Here is a 20,567-nt window from a genome sequence, read left to right on the forward strand (position 1 = left end):
GAGTTCAAACAGATTGAATAACCCGAATACGGTCATTCATGGCTCTAATGGAGATTGGGATTGTAGGTGCAAATACCTCCCATGCGTGATTAACGCCTGGACGCAAGTGGAACTCTGTACTTACCTCGTCATTGGCGAGTAAGCGTGCATATTCAATATTTTCATTGCGAAAAATGTCCAATTCCCCAATTTCAATATATGCGGAGGGCAATCCTTCCGCGTTTTTTAGGTGAGCTGGAGCGGCAACAGCGGTTACTTTACTTGTACCCATTGTTTCTCCGAGATAAGCCTGCCAAGCGGTAAGGTTGTCATCATTAGTCCAAAGTACATAGGGAGCCAGCTTTGGGTCCTCCACAGTATTCCGGTCATCAAGCATTGGATATATAAGAATTTGTTTTGCTAAAGAAGGGCCATTCCTGTCCCTTGCTAGGATGGTCAGTGCCGCAGACAGCCCTCCACCAGCACTATCGCCCATAACAGCTAACCTGTTGGGGTCTACTTGCAGCAATTTGGCATTCTTATGGAGCCAGCACAATGCCGAGTAACAATCCTCAATGGGGGTTGGAAAAGGATATTCTGGCGCTTTGCGGTAATCCACTGAGAGAAATGGCACCCCACTCTTTGAGACATAGTTTTCGACTAATCGGTCGTATATTCCTACATCATTGAAGATCAAGCCCCCACCATGTAAGTAGAGTACCGCTGACCCCGGCGTTGAGTTTTGTTTACAGTACCACCGCAATAAGATGCTGGATTCATCGGGCAGCTTTACCAGAAAATCTTCTATTGATACATCGGTTGGCATGGGGTGGGTTTGAAATACCTCTCTGAGAACATGCTCACCAACCTCACGTCTTGTGGCCACATCACCTACTGCTATTGGCTCTATGGATTCCAGTAAAGCCCTAAATTGCTCGATTGCTTGGCTGAATTGGCTGTCAACGGTATAGGCCATGATTTTTCCGTATCTTGTGGCTTGGTACTGACGGTAGGGTATTTCTATTGGAAAAGGTTGGACACTTATAGCTTCGTCTATTTTTTCATCCATGTGTTGGAAATGCTGCCTGAATCCAGTGTTGCCTCGGGGGGTAACATTCATCCAGATGGGACGTTCAGAAGTAAAAGTGAAACTTTACAATCATACCTAAATGATAGCGTTCAGCGATAATTCATTTGTGCCTATTGTGAAATTTTATGAAAAATAGCTTTATAGATTGACTGTGAGCAGCTACTAGGTGTGTGAAGTAATAGTTAAAAAATAAGAAAGACCCAGAGTAATAATTTTCAAATTACCTCTCAACCCTCCTATCCAAAAATGTGTATGCATTATGGAATGGTTAAGTAACGTTAAGGATTCACTTTTACTGCGGTCTTTTAGGGTAATTTTCCTATTGAATCGCCAGCGCTAGCCAACCTCCGAAAAACTGGAGTGACACTCTGTATTTTTTGTTTTCACTATCAAACGATCTGTCAGGGATAAATAATGCTAAGAATAATTAACTCGTTATCTATTTTTTTACCGGGAATCTCAGTATCGATGATGGCTGCTGGAGAAATTGATTCAGGGGATGCAAAGGTGCATCGGTTGGATTTGCAGGGACAAATTGATACTAGGGCACCGTTGTCAAAAACGCTATGGGCAGGGGCACATAATGCCTATGCTTCTTTCCAGTGGGATCAAGGAGTATATACCGATGTTAATCAATGGTATGCCCCTGAGAAGCTGTTCCATCGTGGTATCCGCCTAGTGGAGTACGATAGCTACCCTTCATCCACGTTTAGTTCTACTCCACACATGTGTCATATGGGACTTGAAGAGGCCACTATGTGCATATACATGGTAGGCACAGCGGCAACTCTCGGGGATGGCTTTGATGAGATCACGGATTTTCTTGAGGATAATCAGGATGAAGTGTTATTTATAAAATTCGAAGCTTATGATTCAGATTATCATCAGAATTTTAGGAACAAAATTGGTGAAAAGATTGAGAGTCGCCTGGGGGACTATGTTTTCAAGCCAACTGACTGGGGTTACGCGGAAGGGGATTGCGCTTCATTGCCAGTGCAAACTTTAAGCAAGCAAGATGTGCTGGATGCAGGGCGAAACATTATTTTTTTTACTCAGGTACCTAGAGAGTATCCGCACACAGGGGATAATAATCTTTGTGATTATCACGATGAATCCAAAACAAGCAAGTATTTAAGGAATGTCTGGATTGGCGTAGATGAAATGGATGCTGCTGGCAATCTAACCTCCAATGAACCTTTGGCTAAAAATTCCAGCCAGTTGACAGCGGATTCTGATGGTAATAGCAGCGCTACCACCCACTATAAAATGGAAATTTCAGTGTCGCACTGGATGCGACTACGGAGTACAGTAAGAGTGATATCAAAATTTATGGTGATACCGTCCAAGAAAAAGCACAGGCAGGTTACCAGCTGATAGAGTTGGCTTTGGTTGAAGCCAATGCAACAACCATTGGAGCATCTAAAGCTCCACAAATTGAAGATTACCTTTGGTCTTGGCGAGATGACTCACCGGGTACCGAGCACAGTTGTAGTTGGCTAACTAATGATGGGGAGATTAGAGATTATGATTGCTCTACGATCCGTGTATTTGCGTGTGTAGATGCTAATAGAAATTGGCACATCAGTGAGTCCACCGGTGTCTGGATTGATGGCTATAGCGCTTGTGCTGCAGAGGGCTATCAATACGGTATGCCTTATAATGCCCTTGAAAGTACTGAACTCTATGCTGAAAGAAATACTAAGGGCATAACAACTTCGGTTTGGGTAAATTATTATAAGGTATTTGAGGATTTTTGGCTTGCCAGCCAGGATGCTTACTCTGATTATGGTTACCTCAAAAAGGATGCGATTGGTGGCACTGGTGGTGCTGCATTTGATTCCATCGATTTAATCAAGCGTAAATTGCTTGGTAGCGGCACTATGAATTTGAAATCGGTACAAATTCGCTCTGGAAGTCGTATTGATGGGTTAAAGGCTTGTTATGAATTCCAGCAGGCTGTCAGCCATGCAAATGCGAGCGATCATGAACTTTGCATTGAGTATGGTGACGGAGATGGTGGCTCAATGGGCTCTGTCCTTAGTATTGACTCCGCCAGTGGTGAATACTCGATGATGTTAAAATCTGCTGGGATGATGAAAAGTACAGTTCCGGTAGTATTTATTATTTAAAACTGACTTCCAGTACAGGGGAGACAGCTTCAGGTGGCATGCAGCAGGGTTCCTGTAAAAGCTATTCTTCTACCTCTACCCAGCAGATATTTGCTTTCCATGGGCGCCAGGGGGATGAAGTTATTGCTTTGGGTGTGCACAAGCTTTCCAGTTCTTTGATCAATGCTGGCTATTACGCAACGGAATGGCTCAATAATGACAACCCCTCCTCTGGTGGCATTGACTACGAAAGCTTTAATGAACACAAAGCGGCAGGTAATATCTCACAATACCTGTGACGTGAAAGATGTCGTAAATGTTGTTGCTCGCTTGGCTGATTCCAAACTGGATTACAGGTTTACAGGAGAGAGTATATTAGTGGGGAATCTCGGTTCTAATTATCGTTTCTTCTGTGCAACAGAGAATTGTAGTGATTACGAGGTAAAATACTTCTTTACTACGCCTTCTTGTTTGCCCTAGGTGGCGGAGGTGAGGGCGGGTTGGGAGGCCCAATCCGCAATTACTCTAAAACCTTATTGAATATTTATGGGCACATTTGCTTGCTTCTTTTTGCTCAATTTCACTTTATCCCACTTTATGACTCCCGCAATGAGCCCAGAAATGATCAATAAGCTTGAACAGATTTTCACTATCCCCAGAGGCTCTTGATAAACAAGCCAGCTAGCTAGGAGACCAAAAATTGGTACCAGCAAGGTAAGAGGAGCGATAGTCGATAAAGGGTAAATGACAACCAAACGATTCCAAATCCAATAGCCTAGTAAGGTGGTGGGCCAAGCCTGAAATAGAATTGAGGCTAGGGTAAGCTTATCAATTTTAATAAGGTTGTTTAAAACCTCTTTACCTTCCAGAGCCAACGCAAGAACCAGTAAAGGGATGGGAGCAAACAGAAGGCTCCAAACAATAAAAGCGAAAACCTCCTTGGTATTGGCCGCTTTGACAATCAGACCACTGATACCCCAGCAAGTTGCTGCCAGAATCACTAGCACCACCCCGAGGGGGCTGACACTGCCATCCTCAATAAGGAAAGCAATCCATAATCCTAAGATTGCCAGGCTGGCTCCCAATATTTTTTGTGCACTGACCGTCTCTTTAAGGATCAGCCAGCCAAGTAATACGCTAATTGCTGCATTGAGCTGGAGCAGCAGTGATGCCATACCTGGAGAGAGCCCAGCAGTAAGTGAGCAAGTAGCAAGTCCCCAGATGCCTGTGCCAAAGACCAGGCTATAGCTGAGGATATAGCGCCAGGCAACGGGCGGCTTGGGAATAAAGAAAATGGCCGGTATTGCTGCAAGAGTGAAGCGCAGCGCGGTAACTAGTAGTGGATTGAGATTAGTCGTACTCACTTTAATGGCAATAAAGTTGACTCCCCAAATAGCCATCACGAAAATTCCAAGGCTCAAATCTTTGTATCTCATAACTACTGTCCCATTGATATCGGGATAGTTTCTGTGCATTCTGAGGTTAGGGACAGATACAGATTTCAATTAAAAAAAGTATACAGTTTGTTACTTTCTGCCCAATAAGGGGCTGGAAGGTTAATTGAGTTTGGGGAGTATGATGCGGTACAAGAAAATGGCTGATCATTTAGTGGAAGATATTCGCCAGGGAAAGGTGCAGCCAGGACAAAAGCTTCCTTCTCTACGTCAGCTTGCTAGGGTGAATGAGGTTAGCCTGACTACCGCATTGAATTGTTATCGTTATCTGGAGGAGACGGGATGGATTCAGGCTTTACCGCAGTCAGGTTTTTATGTAAGAAAACCTTTGGATGTTTCTGGGCCTCCTGAGATGCCCGCTTTTTCTTGCCAGACTACGACACCGATTGCGGATCATTTCTTTCATTCGGAGGAGCCAGGCCCACTGGGAATAACTCAGCTATCTGTAGAGTTGCAGCCTGTTTCTAAGTTAGAGCGAAGCTTACGTCGCGCTTCACGTAGTCAGGGGAGCGGGGTGTGTCTTTATCCTAATGTGCAAGGAGAATTGCCTTTGCGTCGTTCTCTCAGTGAGCACTTTGGCGCTTCGGGTTTCCATTTCCAAGCTTCTGATCTGGTGATAACCAATGGCTGTCTTGATGCTGTACGTACAGCACTGGAAGTAACGACAAAACCTGGGGATGCAGTAGCGGTCAGCTCTCCTTGCTATAGCGGTTTACTTCAGCTCCTGGGGGGAATGGGGCGGACTGTCGTAGAGATACCATCCACAATGGATGGTTTAGATTTGCGACAGATGGAGTTACAGATGCAAAAAGGCGGTGTTCGGGCTGGGCTTTTTACCTCTAGCCATATGAACCCAACCGGTATTAGTCTCAGTGTCGAACAGAAACAGCAGCTGGCTGGGTTAGCGAATAAATACCGAATCCCGATTATCGAGGACGACGTCTACCATGAGTTAGATCACCGGGGAGCCCCTCCACTCCCTGCATACCATTGGGATACCGGGGGATACTTATTATGGTGTGGATCTATATCAAAAACACTGAGTGCTGGTTATCGACTGGGTTGGTGTTTGCCTGGACGATATTTAAATGATTACAGGCAGCAACGTCAACTCGAGAGCTTGGGGGTAAATTCACCACTCCAATTGAGCTTGGCTGATTTTATCAGTAGTGGGCAATATGCTAAGCACCTGGCGACATTGAGACCCCGGTTGCGGGAGCAAGTTGATCAGTATCGTAATTTCCTGGCCGACCATCTCATCCCAAAGGTGCGGATTAGCATGCCAACAGGAGGATTGGTTTTATGGCTTCAAGTTCCCGGGTTAAATGAGGATGAATTCGCGATTCTTTTAAAGAGGCAACTCTTGGATATCCGAACCGGAGTATGCTTTAGTACCTTGAATTACTATAAAGACTGCTTGAGGATTAATTGTGGTTTTCCATTGATGGATAATAATGGTGAGTATTCCCAGGCAAAAAAACAGCTGGAGCAGTTGGTCGAACTGATCAATCGAAGTGTTGCTGCATAAGCTATACAGCTTAGTCCGGAAGGCATTCGTAAGTTTATTGTTATGTGCCTGCACCAAGTAGCTACTGACTTCAGAGGGATCAACTTTAGTTAGCAATGGCTGCTCTGTCACCATATTACAAAAATGTTTCATTCGATTGCTTCCCTTTGCTAGAATCCGCGACGATTTTGAGAGAGTAAGTTCATGGAGGATTTCGAATGAAAACCATTGCATCCTTATCTGTAGTAGCTATGGCTGTTGCTGCTGCTATTCCTGCACAGGCCAACACAACGTTTGATTTGCCGAATTTTAGCCAATGCTCCGAGGCTGCGACTCAGAGCAATACAAATGACCGTGAGGTGTATCGCATTTTTTCAGATTTCTACTATGAAATTGAAGATAAGCGCGAGTATGCCGTTACCGCGGTGAAAAACTGGGCAAAAAACTTTGCCTCTAGCTGTATCACTTCGACCACTCAAATCACATTAGATGATGTACAGTGTGATGATTTTATCGGTGGTGCGCCAGTTTGCCGTATAGAAAGTGATGAAGGTGACTATGTTGTTGTAAAAGACTACGTTGATTCCACCAATGTAGTCCTTTCCAAGCATGACCAGCAAAACTGGCCTGCAGTTCACACCTCTAATGACATGGACATGCTGTGGATGGCCAATCCTGCGAAGTGTTACTCAGACCTTCTAAAGTCTGGTGTGGATTCCCAGGCGTATTACCTGGATACCTATAATTACCGTTACTTTGGTGATTATCGATTTGTGTTGGCTAGAACTACACGTGATCTGGTGCAAAATCTGGCGGGACAATCTAATCAATGTGCCTATGAAACGATAGGTATTGAAGCCAATAAAATGGAGTGTTCTGAGACCTCTGGCGGTACTAAAATATGTGCTTCCAGGCATACCAATGCAGGTTATTTCGTATTTGTTAGTGATGACAACCACGGAATGCATGTGGTATTTAATCGCTGGGACTGATAAGTATTGATGGTTGTGAAAGCTCCTCAAGTGGGAGCTTTTTTTGTGTCTTTGTGATATTTCCCTGTTTTCCTTGGCCCAATAAGATAGGCTTGTTATTCGCTAATACACCTGACTGTCCCTGGTCCCATTTCAAAGTATTCTCTAACTTTTTAAGCTGAGGGAATAAACAACTGGTTTCAGCTACTCAGTATGAAGGTAATTCCTGAGAAGCTTTGGCTACCGCCTCTCCCCTTGTTCTGAAAAATACCCCTTTTGCTGAATATAGATTTTAGGGACAGTATTTTGTTTCCCCTTGCTATAAGTGCTTTAGGCTGATAGCCTGAAAATGTGATCACATTTTCAGGCTTTTGAAGGTTCTTATTTTTTGATACATAAATTCAGGGAGTAGAAGTATGCAGGGTGAAATAATAACTGCCACGCCAAAGCATGCCGATACAGTAGCGCATCTAGTTGCCAAACTATTAATGGCTTTGGTGGGGTATAAGCGTGAAATCAAGCCTGATCAACTCATTGAGGCAAGTAACAAGCTGCTGGTAAGGGAGAGTGCTTATAATGCTTTTCTTTATAGAGTTGAGGGTGAGATTGTTGCTGTTATAACAGTTTCTAGGTCTACAGCTATTTATGCTGGAGGGTATTATGGCGTAATTGAAGAGTTTTACGTAGAACCTGAATACCGAAGTCAGTCGATTGGTAATAAAATGCTGGACCGATTGGTTCAGTTTGCAAGAGAGCAGGGGTGGCCACGTTTGGAGGTGAGTACACCAGAGAAAGACAAGTGGAGCAGGACGGTAGATTTTTATCGTCGGGAAGGATTTTCAGATAACTCTAATGGGGAGAGGTTGAAGCTGGAATTATAGTCCTTATTTTTCTGTAAAGTTCGGTACCTTCTGCATGTCTATTTTCCTTGCGGTTTTTATTGATTGTATCGGGCCCTATATAGGCTGAGAAATCGATGTGTATTAAGGTGGGAAGGTTTATATTAATTCGCTCTCATCCTTTAAATTTAGGACTTTGTAAGGGTGCCTCAACAAGCTTTCTGCAAATAATACTTCTATAACATTGAGCGTTGAGAGTGGACGGGGAATATATGCTATGCCGATTAATGTAAATATTTGTTTGGTGGTGAAAAACTCCCTGTTTTAGTCTTTAAGGTTGAATGAATCGTTGTGGCGTCATTAAGTTGCACGATTTTTTAGTGGTGAATATTTAGGGGTTTATGGTGGTTGTAATAAAAATAGAGTTTGGCTCTTTGAGATTTTCTAACCTAGACGTTCGGAATTACAATAAGTACTGAAAAAGATTCTCATTTCCGTCTGAGTTAACGCTCGGAAATATGATTTAGTAGATGTTTTATTGATATTATTTTGCCTGACTGTTTAGTTCTGTGGGGCGCTTATGCTTTACGGAAAAACTGGTTAACAGTGTCATCATCTCGTTCTTGATTTTTGCGGTTTAATATAATTAACTGCCGCTCAGGTTTAAATATTTTCACCTTTGGTGTGCTCGCCAAGCTGGGAAATGATAAATAAATATCGCTTGGTGAAAAGGGTGTTAAAAGTCAAATATGAATACATTGCGCTAAATTTATAAACATAAGGTCAGTTAAAGCAGTCGGCCGTTTTTATTACAAGGAAAATAATGAAACGTCGCGATCTTCTGAAAGCCGCAGGTGCTCTTTCGGCACTGCCACTGGCTGGTATGACCAGTTCTACAGCTCAGGCAAGTAATCGCCTAGAGGATTCCATCTTCCCAAAGTCGATTATGGATGGCAGCCTGCAGGATTCTTCCGGTTTCCTTAAGGTGGTTCAAGGTAACTTGCCTGATGATGTTACCGGTCATTTATTGATGGCCGAGGGGATTCCTCTCGCTCCTAACCATTTGACTCCAAATGGAAAAGGTGCGCTTACCCGGTTGGATTTCAGTGGTAGAGCCAGTAATGGCAGTGTGGCTTATACGCGAAAAATGATCAGAACCGCCTCTGCAATTATGCAGGAGCAAGATTTGAGTGGTTTCGATAAGTTTAATTTGCTGGGGGGAACTATCTATTCCAGCCCAAATCTTGGCTTTATGAATTATTGCAATACGGCCCCCAATTATATGGGGGAAAACCGCTTTGCGATGAGCTATGAGGGGGGGGTGCCCTATGAGTTCGATGCTACCACTCTGGAAATGATAACCCCTATTGGTGAGGTGGGAGAGTGGGAATCCAGTCTTCCTCCTCTGTTGGATAACCTAACGCCAAAGAAGTGGTTGTTCCCACAAATTCGCACTACTGGTCACCCCTTCTTTGATTTGGCGTCCGGTGAGTGCATTACCATCAATTATGGTGGCAATATGGGTGACTCCGGTCGCTCGGGCTTTATTCGCTTGATTTCCTGGGATCAGCGGGGGGCTTTCAAAAGCTGGAATATTCGTGATCGCCAGGGAAATAACGCTTATATCGCGGCCAGTTCCCACTCCCTGGGGGTTACTCGTAACCATGTCATTATTTTTGAGACCGCGGCGAGGGTCGAATCCACTCGTATTCTCGGTACCCATATTGTGCTGCCGCAGGAACACAAAACCCGCTGTTGGGTGATACGCAAGTCGGATATGGTACCTGGGCGTGAGGATATTATTGCTGACTACCTGGAGCTGGGCTTTGATACCTCCGATATTGTTTGCAACTATGACGACAGTGCCGGTGAAATCACTCTCTATGGCCAGTATATGGGAGCCATGGACAAGTCTGAACAGCTGTTCCGCTATGAAATATTCCAAGAGGGTGGGCTAGTGCCCAAGTGGTTGTCCGGCTATCCGGCGGCGCCTGTGGATGTTGGAGGTCTGGTGCGGGCTAGAATTCAGGTGACGTCTGACTTTGCACGGGAGATCAAAGACGATTACCGGGTTATCCGCGATGAAAACCTCCTTTGGGATATGAATGACCCAGCTTATCGAGGGCACTTTCAGTTTCCAGAGACATTTGAGCATCTGTATTGGGCTGCGGTGGGCTACCGCCCAGATTTGGTTTCTATGCGCGTTTCCTGGGCATACCGCAATTACCCAGAACGTTTTTATAGTTATTGGGATATGCCCGAGCAAAGTAAGCCATCTGCTTTGGTGCATATGGATTGCACCCGCATGCAAATTGCCGATGCTTATCAGTTCCCCGATGACTGTGTGATGCGGACTCCGCAGTTTATGGCGCGGCCTGGATCCACCGCGCAGAATGATGGTTATCTAATTGCTGCGGTTGTTCGGAAAAATCCGAGTAGTGCGCAATCCAACGGTAAAGAGTTCTGGATATTTGATGCTGCCGCACTCAGCCGGGGGCCACTCTGTATCCTCGCCAGTGAGTCTTTGGAATTTGCTACCACTAACCATGCCCTGTGGGTGCCCTCTATAGGTCGCCGTCCAGCTATGGCTTACCGTTCTGGATATGGGGATTTCCTGCGCAGTAAAGCGCCTGATCACAGTCGCAATGTTCAGGAAATAATCGATCGGGAGCTATTACCTAGATTTGGTTAATTTTTTCATTAATTGAAATACAACAACTCAGTAATGCAACAACAAGGAAGCAAAGGCATGTACCATCCACTTCTCTCCGGGCGAAGCCATTTGTTGCGCCGGGCTACCAATTTCTTGTGTGCGGCAGGTTTGTTTTTTGCTGCGGGGGCTTCGGCGGAGCAGTTACCTCCCCCCATTGATGTACCTGAGGTTTTGAAAAACTATCAGGACACCCAGGATTGTTTTCCCGGTGTTATTCATGACCCTTCAACAATCGCTGAGGTACAGTCGATAGTGCGCGATGCTGCCGCTCAGGGGCGCAAGGTCATGACCGGTACCCGGCGCTTTAACAGCCAGATAGACGCGGCTTGTGCGGGCAACGGCGAAGTGCAAATCACTCTGGAAAATATGAACCAAGTGGTTAGCCTGGATAAAGAAAACCGCTTGGTAACTGTTCAAGCTGGTATGCGTTTTAATGATCTAGCAGCCTATTTGCGTGAGCATGAACTCAGTGTACCGATGGTTACTGAGCTGGCGATCTTCTCGATTGGCGGGATGCTTGGCAGCGGCACTCATGGATCCACCTTTACTCAGAAAAGCAATATGATTTCTGACTATGTCACCGAGATAAAGCTCGTTGATGGCAAGGGGAATCTGCGTGTAATCACTGGTGAACTACTCAATGCTGCGCGGGTTAACCTTGGTGTTTTGGGGGTTGTGGTGGAAGTGACTATTGAAGCCGAACCCGGCTACAAGGTACAAGCCAAAGTGAAGGGACACCGGGATGACAGCGATCTGGAGAATGTAATTTTGGGCTTGGCTCGGGATAACCACTCCGCAAATATTGCCTGGTTCCCAGGTCTCGGCCGCTATACGGTTACTACTTATAATAAGGTTCCTTTGGACACCCGAGGCAATGCTTATAACGCTCAAGCTGATGTCTCGGATTTTTCCGAGTATCTCTTTGGCCTGATTTTTGATAGCTTGCATGAAGCCGACAGTGCTGCCCTGCAGTGCTTTGCCGCATCTCTGCGCTATACGGCCCGCTCCAGTTCTTATTTCCGCGATGTAAATACCGGTCTAAAGAAATTCATCAAGCCCACGGGGCACGCGGATCTGATGCAGCATTTTGTCTGTAAAGAGCCGAACAATTGTGTCTGGGATAAGTTGCCGATTGCCTTGCAGGAAGTGGCCATACCTTTTGAGGAGCTGCCCAACTGGATTGCCGATGTGCGCCAGATTATTGCCCACAGTGAGCGCACCTGTTTCCCCTTGAACGGTATTTACTTCCGCTTTGGTAAGGCCTCCGATAGCTATCTGGGAATGAGTGCTGGGCGCGACACCGCTTTTGTAGGTATCGAGTATACTCTGCGCCAGCGCGGTGAGGCCGTGCCTAAAAACTACTTTGTAAACCTGGAAATTGAGCAGATGTCGCTGCGCAAATATGGCGCCAGACCGCACTGGGGTAAGAATTCGGTGGCTATTTTTGAGGATATGCCCTCGCGCTTCCCGAAATGGTCTCAGTTCCTTGATGCCAAGGCGGAATTGGATCCTGAGAATGTCTTTACCAATCCATTCTGGCAGCGGGTTAGTGGCCAAGACCCTCTTGAGAATTACCTAACGCCCCAATGTAATGCTGACGGTCAGTGCTATTGCAGAACCGATGCACATTGTGAGCAAGGGGCAACTTGCCAAGCAGGTAATTGGTATTCCGAGGCGCGGATATGTAAGAAAGATTAGGCTTGTATTGATACAAAAGGAGTGGTGGTTTCACCACTCCTTTTTATTTTATTGATGATTGAATGTTAATTCTTTGAAAGGTGCTCTTTAATATACAGGCAAAACTTTTCTGGATTTTCTATTGGCAACATGTGATTTTCTGAAGCCGCTTGCAATAATTTAGATGAAGGCGTGTGACTGGCAGCAGATTTGGATACTATCTGAAAGAGATTTCTGGTATTACTGCCGTATCCAATCGTAGTGGGGATTTGGATTTTCGACAGGTGCTCTTTATCCAGGCAGGGCTTTTCAGTTTGAGAGAGTTGTAAGGGCAGGGTGTGAGCATTCTCCAGTTGCTGGGCCCGAAGTACTGGTGCTTGTGAAGAGAAATAGCCAGCTCTGTTCCCGGAACCATCAATAAGAAACGCCACAGCCTCCTCAAGCTTACCATTGTCAACCGCTTCGAATACCTTGCCAAACATGGCTTCGGCATCCTGCATAAACGCCTCCATTTTCTTGGCATCCAGATGTCCTGGATAGCCAGGCTCATAGATAAATAAGCTTTTGAACAATTTGGGGGCTTTTATTGCTGCGTTTAAGGCAACATCAGCACCATAAGACCATGCGATCAAGTGAATGGGGCCATCGCCAAGCGTGGCTGAGAAACTAATTAAATTATTGGCATGAGTTTCAATGCCAAAACTTCCACTCGAGCCTTTATTATCAACACCAAAATGTCTTTGGGTGAGAGAAACAACCCTGTATTCTTTTGCGAGTATACGATGGTGTGGTTCCCACATTCTTTCATCGGCAAGTGCACCATGAAGAAAGAGGACAGTTTCTTTAGGTTTTTCTAGTGAGTGCTTCATCTTTGGTATATAAGCTTTATTATTTATTCCTAACTTTTCACTCTCTGAATTAGAGAGCGCTAATAGCTTGGGCCTGCGCTTCTATGCCTTAAAGTTTTACTCTTTGTAAAGTCTGATAAGGGCCAAGAAGCTGATAGCGGCCAAGTTTACTCCAATCCCCCAAGTTTGTTCACTTAATGGGGAGAGTGAGTATTCAGCACCGATACTCAGGCGATATGTATCACTGAAGGGTGGATATATCAATAAAAAGGATGCGCCTACTCCGGTGGCAAGTTTAAAACTCAGAATAGGAGATGTGATCCAGGGGATCTGTGCAATAAAAACCCGCTCAAGGTGCTTAATGCTTGAAGGGAATCTCAAAAATTTTATGCCCGCGTATACTGAGTATACAAAAAAGGCAAATACTAGGCTGTTACCAATTACTTTATTGAATGTTAATTCTCGTGAAATCATGGTATCTGCTGCAACCATAATGCTTCCTATAGAGCCGCCTGCAATTGACGTGGCCAGTAAGATCTTTCTGATTATTGCTTTCAATGACTTCCCTTAAAATACCAGTTATTCATATTCTTTTTTGCCGATAGCTTTTCCCAGACCAAGTACATTGATAATTCAATGATCTATGAGAGCCTGTCTCTCAATGAGTTAGCCTGATCGGCCCCATTAACAAGAGTAAGATTGATTAATAAATGATCTGCATCGCGAGAGCGCCCGGGTATAACTCAGGCGCTTTAAACTGGAGGATTGCCTTAAAAATTTATCAGGACAGTGGCAGGAGGGTATTTCTATCTAATTTATTTTTCCAACAACTGATCCAACGGTAATTCAGTGCGGTAACGTACCTGTTTTAGGGAAAAGCTACTCTTAATATGATCAATACCCGGTAACTCCGTCAGTTTTTTATCGAGAAATTCCTGGTAAGCCTGTAGGTTGGGAACAACCACGCGGAGCAGGTAGTCGAAGTCACCGGTCATTAAGTAACATTCCATAACCTCCGGCCATTGGCCGATAACAGATTCAAAATCCTGTAGCTCTTTTTTCACTTGGTGGTTTAGGGTTACCTGAATAAAGACACTAACTGGAAGGCCTACTTTTTCGGGCTCCAAAAGGGTCACGGCGCGCTTGATAAATCCCTGTTCATTGAGATTTTTGACCCGCCGCGAGCATGGCGAGGGGGAAAGGCAGACTTTTTCTGCCAGCTCAATATTGGGAATAGTGGCATCCTCCTGGAGGATCTCCAGGATTTTTTTATCGATGGCATCCAGTAAATAGGCCATGGTTTTTTCCGTATCTCTTCTCTCTGAACGAACACCGGATTATCCGGCTGCTTCACTGCCATGCCGGTATGACAAAACATCCCGGTTGAGTCCTTTCTGGGCAATTATCCTGTTTTATGACTGCGCCGTGAAACCGTTTATTCTTTGTTATCAATATCCGCTCACTAGATCTGTGCTGAGTGACTAGCCACCACCTACTCGTTCACTCAGCTTTCCTGTAACCGACTTGCAAACTAGGAAGGTGGTTACGTGTAGGGGTAGATTCTGCGTCTCTTACAGTGGCGCCCCCGTGTAGGGCCTATTCGATGAATCCCTAAAAAACTGACTTTTTGAGTGAATTGTTGCTGGTAGTTTGTGATCTTTAGCGAGTTGTGTCCGTATTATGCCCTAGCCAGGCTTATTTTGGTATGACCTGCCCGGCCGGGCGGTGTTAATTTTAGCGGCAAGTAAGCAGATGCTTCGGTTTGGCTTTGAGCTGTTTCAGTTTGTGCCGAGAGAAATGTGGCACCGTTGCTATCGTCATCAAACCGGGCAAAAGAAAAGCAATAATGAATTAATAGGTGGTACCCATGGCAATGGTCGAAGGCGATCAGGAGCTGGGCTTTGATACCGAGTATTCTCTCAAAGCCGCATTTACCCGTGATTCTGGCCGAGTCTTTCTGACTGGTATTGATGCGCTGGTGCGCCTGCCGCTCATGCAGAAACGTATGGATGAGCTGGCTGGCCTGAATACTGCGGGCTTTATTTCCGGCTATCGGGGCTCCCCTCTCGGCGGTTACGACCAAGCGCTCTGGCGTCATAAGAAGCTACTCGCTGGGCACGATATCCACTTTGAACCGGGTATTAACGAAGACCTTGGGGCCACCAACATTTGGGGTACCCAGCTAGTCGATCACTACCGAGAGCAGGCTACCCGCGATGGGGTCTTTTCCATTTGGTATGGCAAGGGCCACGGGGTGGATCGCACTGCGGATGTATTTCGCCAGGCGAATATCCAGGGTACCGCCAAACTCGGCGGTGTGCTGGCATTGTGTGGCGATGACCACACCGCTGAGTCCTCCATGTTTTCCCACAACACCGATCAGATTTTTGAATCGGTAATGATGCCGTTGCTGTTTCCCGCCAGTATCGACGAGTATCTCACTCTCGGTCTCGCTGGTATTGCACTTTCGCGCTTTTCCGGTCTGTGGGTAGGGTTCAAGGCCATTACCGAAACGGTAGAGGCCGGTGCCTCTCTGGTGGTTCCAAGCTTGCCACAGTTCACTATTCCGGCGGACTTCCCCATTCCTGCCCATGGCTTGAATTATGACCCACACCTGAATTGGCCCGCTGAGCGCCTGGAGTACGAGCGCCGTATGCTGGAGGAGCGTTTGCCGGCGGCGCAGGCCTTTGCCTATGTCAATCGCCTGGATAAAACAACGCATGAAAGCGAGCGCAAGCGCTTTGGAATCGTGACTGTGGGCAAGGCCCATGGGGACCTGCTGGAAGCGTTACAACTGCTCAACCTGAGCGAGGAAGATCTGCGCCAGGCGGGCATTGCCATTTATAAGGTGGCGATGTCATGGCCCCTGGAGCCTCGCGGTATCAGTGAGTTTGCCGACGGTATGGAACGGCTGCTGGTGGTGGAGGAAAAACGCCCGCTGGTGGAAGACCAGTTGAAGAACCTACTGTATGGCTGGGAGGACAACCGCCGCCCGAAAGTGGTCGGTAAGAAGGACCTCAATGGTGAAGATCTGCTGCCGGCGATCTGGGGTTTTGGACCAGATCAGGTGGCCAAGGCGATTACCCGCTGGCTGGCAGATACTGACCTCGCACAGCGTTTGATCCCCCTGGCAGAAAAATTGGGAGGCAATGTACCTCAGCGAGCACAAGGCCTGTTGGCGCGGGAGCCAATTTTCTGCGCTGGCTGCCCCCACAATACTTCCACCAAACTGCCGGAGGGCAGCCTCGGCAGCGCCGGCATTGGCTGTCATATCATGGCGCTGGGCAAGGGGCTGCGCACCGATACTTACTCCCATATGGGCGGTGAAGGCGGCCATTGGGTGGGGTTGCACCGCTTCTCGAATGCCGAGCATATTTTCCAAAATATGGGAGATGGTACCTATAACCACTCCGGTTTATTGGCGATTCGCCAGGCAGTCGCCAGTAAGGTCAATATCACTTACAAAATCCTTCTCAACGATGCGGTGGCTATGACCGGTGGCCAGCCTGCCGATGGCGAGGTAAACGCTCCAAGTCTGGCCGCGCAGCTGCTGGCAGAAGGCGTTGGGGTGGTGGTTCTGCTCAGTGAAAACCCCGATCACTGGCATCAGCACCGCGGCCAGTTGCCGGCGAAAGTGGAAGTGTTAGACCGCTCAGAGCTGGATGCCGTCCAGCGCCGTCTGCGTGAAACGCCGGGTGTCACCGCCATTATTTACGAGCAGGTGTGCGCCGCAGAAAAACGCCGGCGCCGCAAGAAAAAACTGATGGTGGATCCGCCCAAGCGCCTGCTGATTAACCAGCGCGTGTGCGAGGGTTGTGGTGATTGTAGTGTGCAGTCGAGCTGTATCGCCGTGGAGCCCCTGGAAACCCCCTATGGCCGCAAGCGTCAGATCAATCAGTCCAGCTGTAACAAAGATATGCGCTGTGCCGATGGCTTCTGTCCCAGTTTTGTCACCATCGAGGGTGGTGAGCTGAAAAAACCGCCGGTTCAGTCTCTGGCCGAGTCCCTGGATTCTGCCATTGTCGATTTGCCGCCAGCGCCGGTGGCAGCCCTGGAACAACCTATTAGCATCTTGGTGGCCGGCATCGGCGGCAGCGGTGTACTCACTGTGGCGGCACTTTTGGGTATGGCTGCGCACCTGGAAGACAAGGGCAGTACCACGCTGTATTTCACCGGCCTATCACAGAAAAATGGTGCGGTGGTCGCCCACGTAAAAGTGGGTGCACGCCCGGAAGCCATTACTACTGCGCGTATCCGCGATGGCGCCGCTGAGCTGCTGCTCGGTTGCGATATGGTCACCGCTGCGGGCCAGCGCCCGAAATTTGCCACGGGCAAAATGCGTGCGCTGGTGAATACGGCCGAGGTGCCGGTGGCGGCCTTTGTGCGAGACAACGAACTAGCTTTCCCGGCGGATGCCACCCAACAGAGTATTGAGTCCCTTTGTGCTGAGTATTTCGCCTTCGATGCGAATAAGTACGCACAGGCACTGTTTGGCGATACGGTTGCCAGCAACCTGATGATTATGGGCTTCGCCTGTCAGAAGGGACTGCTGCCAATTGGTGAGGCGGCACTGGAGCGGGCCATCGAACTGAATGGTGTGGCGGTGGAAAATAACCTTCGCGCATTCCGTGCAGGGCGCTTGTTGGCGACGGATCCGAGGGCGATAGAAAAGCTGGCGGTACCGGCGCAGCCCGTAAAAATGATCGAGCCGCAGGAATCTGTGGAGCAATTGATCGCGCGTTTGAGCCGCGAGCTGGTTGAATATCAAAATGCCGCTTACGCTCACCAGTTCACACAGGGTATCGAGCATTTATACCGAGCGGAGCTGGCTCTTGCCGGCACGACGGGGGAATTGACCCGCACTGCAGCCAACAGCTTGTTCAAAGCCATGGCCTATAAGGATGAGTACGAGGTAGCGCGCCTGTACAGCGGCGAGGATTTCCAGCGTCAGTTGCGCGAGACTTTTAGCGGTGATTATTCCCTCAAGTTCCATATGGCCCCGCCATTGCTGGCACGTCCCGATGCCAGTGGCCGGGTGCGCAAGATGCAGTTTGGCCCTTGGATGGGCCGCTTAATGCCATTGTTGGCGCGTGGTAAAGCGTTGCGTGGTTCCGTGCTGGATGTGTTTGGCTACACCGAAGAGCGCCGCGCCGAACGGGACTGGGCACGCCAGGTGGCGCGAGCGGTACAATCGGTAGCGGCTCAGCTGAGCGCTGACAATCTTGCCGAAGCCCAGGAATTGCTGGCAATTCCTATGCAAGTGCGCGGTTACGGGCATGTGCGTGAGCAGAAATTTGCCCAGGTACAGGAGCGCTGGCAGCAGTTATTCAGCCAGTTTACCGCGGGGAACAAGGAGCAGGCGCCGGTGGCGGTTTCCTGAGCCCCTGGGTAAGCAACGGAAAGAGTGCATCGGAAATAAGTAAGGAATGGATGTATGGCAGGGACGCCAGTGATATTTTTTACCGTGTGCCTGGAGGCAAAATCTATCGGGTCTAACCCGGCCGAAAGGGGATCAGCGGATTGAGAAACAGACCGCGGACTCCAGTGAGTGAAACCGGAGCTTCTACTGCGGAAAAACACAGGCAGTCCATGTCCTGAGTGGCGATGGGCCTGTGTACCTGCCCCGGTTCGCGCAGGACGAAATCCCCCCGCCCATAGATACCATTGTGATCGGAAAAGCTGCCGTGCAGTACCAGGGCAAATTCCCGCCCGCGGTGATCGTGTTTCGGTAGTCCGCTGCCGCTGCGCAGGCTGTGAAAAGCCACTTCATACTCTCTCTGTCCAGACTTGAGCCGGCATATTTGCAGGTTGCGAGTCAGGGTCTTCCAGCGCCTGTTTGGATTGCTGGCCAATAATTTATTTAACACTTTGGGTAAGTGCTCCATAGCCGGTTCCCTGCTGACCGGGGCCGGGGTGGAGCTTTCTTCACTTTTTTGGAGGATTTTCTCCGGGATCTGGCTGATACGTTCCATCAGGCGCTCGAAGGCGTTGGCTTGCAATGGCTGCGCCGGGCTCCCATTTAGGAGGGAGCCACCGAGATTGTTCAGGGTATGCAATTGGGATCGGCAATCAGCACACATCTGCACATGGGCTGCAACAACCAGGCTGGGGCCCCTGGCCAAGCTGCCTGAGGCGTATTCCAACAGAAGGTTTTCATCCGGGTGATGGCGAATCATTGGATGTTTACCTGACGAACCGAGCTTGCAATTTCTTCATGGCCAGGCGCACCCTGGATTTGACCGTGCCCAAGGGGAGGCGTAATTCTTCGGAGATCTCGCTGTGGGATTTTCCCTCCATATAGGCCTTTTCCAAAATGTGGCACTGCTCAGCGGGCAGGGCGCTGAGGCCATCGGCAATATCGCGCTCGTTGCGCTTGTGTTGTAAGAACAGCAGCGGCTGGCTTTCCAGGTTCTCATCCCAAATATCGGCCACATCAACATCGTTGTCGCGATTTTGATGGCGCTGGTTGCGGCGCAGCATGTCAATACGGCAATTGCGCATAATAGTGAATATCCAGGTGCTGGCCGAGGCCTTGCCCTGGTCAAAGCGGGGGGCTTTATGCCATACCTTGAGCATAACTTCCTGTACCAGCTCATCGGCTGCTTCGGCGTTGAGTGCCTGGGTACTGCGGCTGTGGTGGAAGCCCTTAATGAGCGGGGCAAAATGTCGGAAAACACGCTCAAACGCCTGGCGGTCGCGCTGAGCGCCAACCTGCGTTAGCAGCCTGCTCCAGTCATCCTTGTAGTCCTGGGAAGCTTTCACCGCAATTCCATTGCCGTTTTGTCTTTGCCTATGCGCCATATTAGCGCTCTCTAATGTTGTGTCGATCCTTACTACGCATCTGCGCACTAAATGGATTGGGTTATTTTTATTTTGGCGCTGTGATCTGCCATTGGCAGGCTAACGTAAATCAGAGGGGTAGCGCCGCGGAATACAGTGGAAGGGAAAATGAGCAGCCGCACATTGGTAAAAGAAGTCCAGTCTTATTATCGGGATTTTTTGGTTAGAGATCCGGCGGAACTGTCAAATATGTACAGTGACAAAATTGTGTTTCGCGATCCTCTGCACCGAATCGAGGGGCTCCCCGCCCTCAAGGCCTATTTCTCTGATATGAGCCACGGCCTTACCCAGTGTCGCTTTCGCTTTGAGGAGGCTTCCATTACCCGTGATAGTGCTTGCTTGCCCTGGTATATGCACTATGCGCACCAGTCTTTGAAGGGCGGCCGGCCGCTGCGTTTACGCGGTTGTAGTTTGGTGCGCTTTTCCGACAAAGTGTTTTATCACGAAGATTTCTATGACATGGGGGCAATGGTGTACGAGCAGGTGCCCCTGCTGGGCTCACTGTTGCGCAGGATTAAGTTGCGTCTGGAGCGGGGCTGAC

The 20,567-nt window shown here is 48.1% G+C and carries 17 protein-coding genes; 10 read left to right on the forward strand and 7 right to left on the reverse strand.

The features are described 5' to 3' along the window. Positions 1 to 4 precede the first annotated feature (4 nt). The gene (locus ACJJIV_RS18280; protein ID WP_444889863.1) at positions 5 to 1,048 is read right to left on the reverse strand and encodes an alpha/beta hydrolase; all 1,044 of its coding nucleotides are present in this window, start codon (positions 1,046 to 1,048) and stop codon (positions 5 to 7) included. Positions 1,049 to 1,483: 435 nt separating this feature from the next. Here ACJJIV_RS18280 and ACJJIV_RS18285 point away from each other — a divergent pair, with 435 nt between their 5' ends. Genes ACJJIV_RS18285 through ACJJIV_RS18295 form a run of 3 tightly spaced genes read left to right on the forward strand, consistent with a single transcriptional unit; the run spans position 1,484 to position 3,476 of the window. After that, positions 1,484 to 2,443, forward strand: a complete 960-nt coding sequence (locus ACJJIV_RS18285) for a PI-PLC domain-containing protein (protein WP_444889864.1) — start codon at positions 1,484 to 1,486, stop codon at positions 2,441 to 2,443. Positions 2,444 to 2,454: 11 nt separating this feature from the next. Continuing rightward, positions 2,455 to 3,198 carry a hypothetical protein gene (locus ACJJIV_RS18290; protein ID WP_444889865.1) on the forward strand — a complete coding sequence of 248 codons (744 nt, stop codon included), beginning with the start codon at positions 2,455 to 2,457 and terminating at the stop codon, positions 3,196 to 3,198. Further along, positions 3,186 to 3,476, forward strand: a complete 291-nt coding sequence (locus ACJJIV_RS18295; protein ID WP_444891727.1) for a jacalin-like lectin — start codon at positions 3,186 to 3,188, stop codon at positions 3,474 to 3,476. The genes ACJJIV_RS18290 and ACJJIV_RS18295 overlap by 13 nt, the downstream gene beginning before the upstream one ends. Positions 3,477 to 3,710: 234 nt before the next feature. On the opposite strand, the gene ACJJIV_RS18300 is transcribed toward ACJJIV_RS18295, so the two are convergent. Beyond that, positions 3,711 to 4,652 (reverse strand): EamA family transporter, encoded by a 942-nt coding sequence (locus ACJJIV_RS18300; RefSeq protein WP_444889866.1) that lies wholly within the window; start codon positions 4,650 to 4,652, stop codon positions 3,711 to 3,713. A 118-nt stretch (positions 4,653 to 4,770) separates the two neighbouring features. Here ACJJIV_RS18300 and ACJJIV_RS18305 point away from each other — a divergent pair, with 118 nt between their 5' ends. The 5 genes from ACJJIV_RS18305 (at position 4,771) to ACJJIV_RS18325 (ending at position 12,359) form a co-directional block, all read left to right on the forward strand. Continuing rightward, positions 4,771 to 6,159 (forward strand): aminotransferase-like domain-containing protein, encoded by a 1,389-nt coding sequence (locus ACJJIV_RS18305; RefSeq protein ID WP_444889867.1) that lies wholly within the window; start codon positions 4,771 to 4,773, stop codon positions 6,157 to 6,159. A gap of 197 nt (positions 6,160 to 6,356) precedes the next feature. After that, positions 6,357 to 7,130 (forward strand): hypothetical protein, encoded by a 774-nt coding sequence (locus ACJJIV_RS18310; RefSeq protein ID WP_444889868.1) that lies wholly within the window; start codon positions 6,357 to 6,359, stop codon positions 7,128 to 7,130. Positions 7,131 to 7,525: 395 nt separating this feature from the next. After that, positions 7,526 to 7,990, forward strand: coding sequence for a GNAT family N-acetyltransferase (locus ACJJIV_RS18315; protein ID WP_444889869.1), 465 nt, complete (start codon positions 7,526 to 7,528; stop codon positions 7,988 to 7,990). Between the two features lie 781 nt (positions 7,991 to 8,771). Beyond that, a complete protein-coding gene (locus ACJJIV_RS18320) occupies positions 8,772 to 10,640 on the forward strand; it encodes a carotenoid oxygenase family protein (protein WP_444889870.1) in 1,869 nt (622 codons plus the stop codon). 57 nt (positions 10,641 to 10,697) lie between these two features. Next, positions 10,698 to 12,359, forward strand: coding sequence for a D-arabinono-1,4-lactone oxidase (locus ACJJIV_RS18325; protein ID WP_252082302.1), 1,662 nt, complete (start codon positions 10,698 to 10,700; stop codon positions 12,357 to 12,359). 65 nt (positions 12,360 to 12,424) lie between these two features. On the opposite strand, the gene ACJJIV_RS18330 is transcribed toward ACJJIV_RS18325, so the two are convergent. From ACJJIV_RS18330 to ACJJIV_RS18340, 3 genes are all read right to left on the reverse strand, one after another. Beyond that, positions 12,425 to 13,207: an alpha/beta fold hydrolase gene (locus tag ACJJIV_RS18330; protein ID WP_444889871.1), complete on the reverse strand. Its 783-nt coding sequence runs from the start codon at positions 13,205 to 13,207 to the stop codon at positions 12,425 to 12,427. Between the two features lie 96 nt (positions 13,208 to 13,303). Beyond that, a complete protein-coding gene (locus ACJJIV_RS18335) occupies positions 13,304 to 13,744 on the reverse strand; it encodes a hypothetical protein (RefSeq protein ID WP_444889872.1) in 441 nt (146 codons plus the stop codon). 257 nt (positions 13,745 to 14,001) lie between these two features. Next, positions 14,002 to 14,484: an Lrp/AsnC family transcriptional regulator gene (locus ACJJIV_RS18340; RefSeq protein WP_152456185.1), complete on the reverse strand. Its 483-nt coding sequence runs from the start codon at positions 14,482 to 14,484 to the stop codon at positions 14,002 to 14,004. A 569-nt stretch (positions 14,485 to 15,053) separates the two neighbouring features. On the opposite strand from ACJJIV_RS18340, the gene ACJJIV_RS18345 reads away from it, so the two are divergent. Next, positions 15,054 to 18,566 (forward strand): indolepyruvate ferredoxin oxidoreductase family protein, encoded by a 3,513-nt coding sequence (locus tag ACJJIV_RS18345; protein ID WP_444889873.1) that lies wholly within the window; start codon positions 15,054 to 15,056, stop codon positions 18,564 to 18,566. A 112-nt stretch (positions 18,567 to 18,678) separates the two neighbouring features. On the opposite strand, the gene ACJJIV_RS18350 is transcribed toward ACJJIV_RS18345, so the two are convergent. Together ACJJIV_RS18350 and ACJJIV_RS18355 are read right to left on the reverse strand one after the other, a co-directional pair. Next, positions 18,679 to 19,362: a ChrR family anti-sigma-E factor gene (locus ACJJIV_RS18350; protein WP_444889874.1), complete on the reverse strand. Its 684-nt coding sequence runs from the start codon at positions 19,360 to 19,362 to the stop codon at positions 18,679 to 18,681. Positions 19,363 to 19,369: 7 nt separating this feature from the next. Further along, positions 19,370 to 19,987: a sigma-70 family RNA polymerase sigma factor gene (locus ACJJIV_RS18355; RefSeq protein ID WP_252082293.1), complete on the reverse strand. Its 618-nt coding sequence runs from the start codon at positions 19,985 to 19,987 to the stop codon at positions 19,370 to 19,372. Between the two features lie 147 nt (positions 19,988 to 20,134). Between ACJJIV_RS18355 and ACJJIV_RS18360 the strand changes: the two genes are divergently transcribed. Next, positions 20,135 to 20,566: a nuclear transport factor 2 family protein gene (locus tag ACJJIV_RS18360; protein WP_252082292.1), complete on the forward strand. Its 432-nt coding sequence runs from the start codon at positions 20,135 to 20,137 to the stop codon at positions 20,564 to 20,566. Position 20,567: the final 1 nt, after the last annotated feature.

It is taken from the genome of Microbulbifer mixtoriginis (SeqCode) (genome assembly GCF_052466765.1).